The sequence below is a fragment of the Acidovorax sp. genome (assembly GCF_046341535.1).
Lineage (GTDB): Bacteria > Pseudomonadota > Gammaproteobacteria > Burkholderiales > Burkholderiaceae_C > Acidovorax.
Window position 1 is genome coordinate 1 of the sequence record NZ_JBKDRI010000041.1, and the last position, 3821, is coordinate 3821.

General features: G+C 61.4%; 3 protein-coding genes, 4 tRNA genes and 1 pseudogene. 7 read left to right on the forward strand and 1 reads right to left on the reverse strand.

What is annotated here, in order from left to right:
• Positions 1–137: 137 nt before the first annotated feature.
• Both ACK543_RS02760 and ACK543_RS02765 read left to right on the forward strand, forming a co-directional pair.
• Positions 138–755: pseudogene (locus tag ACK543_RS02760) on the forward strand (YheT family hydrolase); the annotation flags it as partial.
• Entirely contained in the window at positions 724–1263 is a 540-nt protein-coding gene (locus ACK543_RS02765) for a DUF2946 family protein (protein WP_409941335.1), read from the forward strand. The pseudogene ACK543_RS02760 and the gene ACK543_RS02765, both read left to right, overlap by 32 nt.
• A gap of 305 nt (positions 1264–1568) precedes the next feature.
• Here the strand turns inward: ACK543_RS02765 and ACK543_RS02770 are convergent, their stop codons facing one another.
• On the reverse strand, positions 1569–2423 hold the full coding sequence (locus tag ACK543_RS02770; protein WP_409941336.1) for a c-type cytochrome: 855 nt from the start codon (positions 2421–2423) through the stop codon (positions 1569–1571).
• A 638-nt stretch (positions 2424–3061) separates the two neighbouring features.
• On the opposite strand from ACK543_RS02770, the gene ACK543_RS02775 reads away from it, so the two are divergent.
• From ACK543_RS02775 to ACK543_RS02795, 5 genes are all read left to right on the forward strand, one after another.
• A tRNA-Arg gene (locus tag ACK543_RS02775) sits at positions 3062–3137 on the forward strand.
• A gap of 87 nt (positions 3138–3224) precedes the next feature.
• Positions 3225–3310: transfer RNA gene (locus ACK543_RS02780), tRNA-Tyr, on the forward strand.
• A 67-nt stretch (positions 3311–3377) separates the two neighbouring features.
• Positions 3378–3451 (forward strand) — tRNA-Gly (locus ACK543_RS02785).
• 56 nt (positions 3452–3507) lie between these two features.
• Positions 3508–3582 (forward strand) — tRNA-Thr (locus ACK543_RS02790).
• A gap of 74 nt (positions 3583–3656) precedes the next feature.
• Positions 3657–3821 (forward strand): GTP-binding protein (locus tag ACK543_RS02795; protein WP_409941337.1); only part of this gene is annotated, 165 nt, incomplete at its 3' end.

Consider the following 3821-nt stretch of genomic DNA (forward strand, 5'->3'; position numbering starts at 1 on the left):
GTTACGATTGCCATGACTTCCCCTTCCAGAAAAAGTGAGTTGATGAAAAGATTCGCCTCTCCATCGTGGCACTTCGTTGCCGTAAACCGCAACCCCCACGGGGCGCGGCTCACTTGGGACGGGGAAGTCCCTTTCATTCGTTGGGCGGCAACGCCCTGCTGCGCTGGGCAGGTGAAGTGGGCCAAGACGCAGGGCGCTGGGTGGATGCCATCGCTGGTGTCTGTGCGCCAATTGATCTTGCAGCGGGCGGCTGCGCCATCGGCCGGGGTTTTAACCGGCAGGTCTACAACCGCATGTTCATGCGAACCCTGGTACCCAAAGCCCTGCAAAAACTGGCCCAGCACCCCGGGCTTTTCGACCGGCAGGCCCTGCTTGCGGCGCGCGATCTCTATGCCTTCGACAACGTGTTCACCGCACCACTGCATGGCTTTCAAAACACCGAAGACTATTGGCACCGGGCATCGGCCAAGCCGCTGCTGGGGGCCATCAGGGTCCCGGCATTGGTGGTCAACCCGCTCAACGATCCGTTTGTACCCGCGCGCAGTCTTCCCGGACCGCGGGATGTAGGCAGTTGCGTCACCCTCTGGCAACCGGCACATGGCGGCCATGTGGGATTTGCCAGCGGGCGCCCGCCTGGCCATGTGCGGGCCATGCCCGATGCGGTGGCAGGCTGGCTGACCACCCGTGCCGGGCTGAGGGTCGCAGCCACGGCAAAATCACCCCATGGACGACATCGTCAAGAAAGCGCTGGATAAATGGCCCCACGTGCCCGCTTGCCGGGGCTGGCTCGGGCTGGACGCGCGTGGCCATTGGTATCTGAGGGATGACGCGACCCAGGCCGGCGGCCCGTTTCCCTCGTCCCGCGGTTCCCGGCTGGCACACGACAAGCTCATCGACTTCATCGGGCGCAATTACGAGGCCGATCCGACAGGCCAGTGGTACTTTCAAAACGGGCCGCAGCGGGTTTATGTCGAACTCGAAGTGACACCGTGGGTCTGGCGGATCCAGCCCGACCTCACCGTCGTGTCACACACGGGTATCCCCGCCACGCCCCGGCAATGTCTGGTCGATGAGCTAGGACGCGTCTATTTGCTGACCGATCTGGGAATAGGGTTGGTGCACAGCAACGACACAACCTTGGTGGCACAGGCCATCGAGACAGGGCAGTGGACGCCTTCGGAAATCATTGCTGCCGATCTCTCAGAACGATTTGGGTATGTGATGAGCCCTGCGGCGAGCCATGTTGCCCAGACGCAGCGCTGAGATCCGGCGCTGCCGTGTAAGCACGTTGCCCGTTGGTGTCCTGAGCGCAGGATCCGCAATGAAATCCGATATCAAAAACGGCCATCACGCACGCCGCACGGGCCTTTGTTGCTATCTAAATAATAGCAACATCCGGTTGCAGAGCGCTTTCCAGATCGCGAAGGAACAATCCAGACCGACTGCACACTGCCCGATCAAAAACCAGTCGCACACACCCGAACAGAGGCCACGCAGGGATCACTTGTTACGGTCTGGGAGACCTGCCCCAGGCAGGCGCTGCGAGCGCCATCCGCCCGCTGCGCCGTCTATTTAACCGATGCGGTCATGAACTCCACGGCTGCGCGCAATTCGGCGTCAGACGCCTGGCTGCCCCCGCGTGGAGGCATGGCGCCTTTGCCCTTGATGACACTGGCGTGCAGCGCATCGATACCGGTGGACAGGCGCGCCGACCATGCCGCCTTGTCGCCCAGCTTGGGGGCGCCGGCAACGCCTGCTACGTGACAGGCCTGGCAGGCCTGCTTGTAAAGCGCCTCACCTGTCGCAGCAGTCACCATAGGCGCTGCAGCGGTGGCTGGAGCGGTAGCGGGCGCTGCTGACACCGCGACCGCTGCGACGGCAGGGGCTGCTTCGGCCTTCACCTCGACTGCTGGTGCACCTGCGGCCGCTGGAGCGGCCGGCTCGGAAAACTTGGCCCCGGCAGAATTTGCCATGTAGGCCACAGCGCGGGCGATCTCCGTATCATTGAAATCTCCGCCGCCCTGCGCTGCCATGGCACCCTTGCCCTTGAGCGCAGAATGCACCAGCGCTTCGAACCCCGTCTTGATGCGCGCCGACCAAGCCTCGGCATCGGCAAGCTTGGGCGCACCAGCCGCGCCCGCAGTGTGGCAGGCCGCGCACTGCGCCGCGTACACCTCTTGACCGCTCTTGAGCGGGCGGTTCGCATCACGGATTTCCACCATGCCCACCTTCTGGATGCGCTGCGCGATGGCCTTCTCGGGATTCACTGCACCAGCGGCTGGCTTGTCCGCTGATGTGACATAAAGAACCAAGCCGATGATGGCGAAAATCGGTATCACAAACGAGAAAAGTACCGCAAACAACAACTGCTTTGGGTTCTTGATCGGGCCGGTATGGGCTTCTTCGTGTTGGGTGTCGCTCATGACGTCCTCTGGTGTATCGGGCTGGTTCGACTAGATTAACCCTCGATTATATGTGCCAGCCTCGGCGCTGGTGCCTTCGCGCAGGTCATATGCTGCTCATCGCCATCCACCACCTTCGGCGGCAACGCACTGAGCGAGCGCTTCGCCCTTGAGCTTGAAAAACGGATTGCTCGGAGCGTGACGGATCGGGCCCTGCGCATTCGGCTGCGGCCACGAGGGCAAAGCCGTCAGACGCGACGGTGAGTGAAGTGCCGGCGACCAGTACGACAACGGCGCGACTCCTCATGCCCAGTCGCAACCAGGGAAACCCAATCGCCATCCGCCACGGGCGCGTTGACGGTCCTCTGGTCGTTTTGCGTTTTTAAAAAGATCATCCGGGCCTTGCTGCGAGACATCACAAAGGCGGGCCCGGATGTCACGTGCGGCGGGTCGATGCCCAGCGGAATCGTGGTGCAGGCAGGGCAGGGCTGGTCGTGGCAAGCACTGGCGTTCGTGCTTGCGGTCTGGCCCGTTGAATCGGTGATAGACCGCCCAGCCTCGCATGATTGCGCGGCGGACCGGGCTGAGAGGCGGATGGGCGGAGTTTTCGAGGCTGCATCGGCGGCGTGCGATAATCTCAAGCCTCGCGCAGCAGACATGCGGCTGTAGCTCAGTGGATAGAGTATTGGCCTCCGAAGCCAAGGGTCGTGGGTTCGATCCCCGCCAGCCGCGCCACTCTTTTTTCTTGCAGCGTCGGGACGCTCGACCGGCGGTCCATACTTTCGGCATTGAAAAACTTAGTGCTATAATTCGAAATTCGCCGGAGGGGTGCCCGAGTGGCTAAAGGGGGCAGACTGTAAATCTGTTGGCTTACGCCTACACTGGTTCGAATCCAGTCCCCTCCACCAGCAAGCAAGGCATTGATATCTCGGGTCAGCGAGATGCTGACTTGAGGCGCATGGCTGTAAGGCTGATGCGGGAGTAGTTCAATGGTAGAACCCTAGCCTTCCAAGCTAATGACGCGGGTTCGATTCCCGTCTCCCGCTCCATGACTTGCTGATGCTGGATGAAATGAGTTTGTGATGTCGTGTGTTCGGCGTCAGTTGCCCATGTGGCTCAGTGGTAGAGCACTCCCTTGGTAAGGGAGAGGTCGCGGGTCCGATTCCCGCCATGGGCACCAATTGAAGGTGTATCCGATTCGGAGTGCGCCGATTTTCTGTTGTATTGATGTAGATTTTTTTCGGAGTCGGAAAAATGGCAAAAGGTAAGTTCGAGCGGACCAAGCCCCACGTCAACGTGGGCACGATCGGCCACGTGGACCACGGCAAGACGACGCTGACTGCGGCGATTGCCACCGTGCTGTCCACCAAGTTCGGCGGCGAAGCCAAGGCATACGACCAGATCGACGCAGCGCCTGAA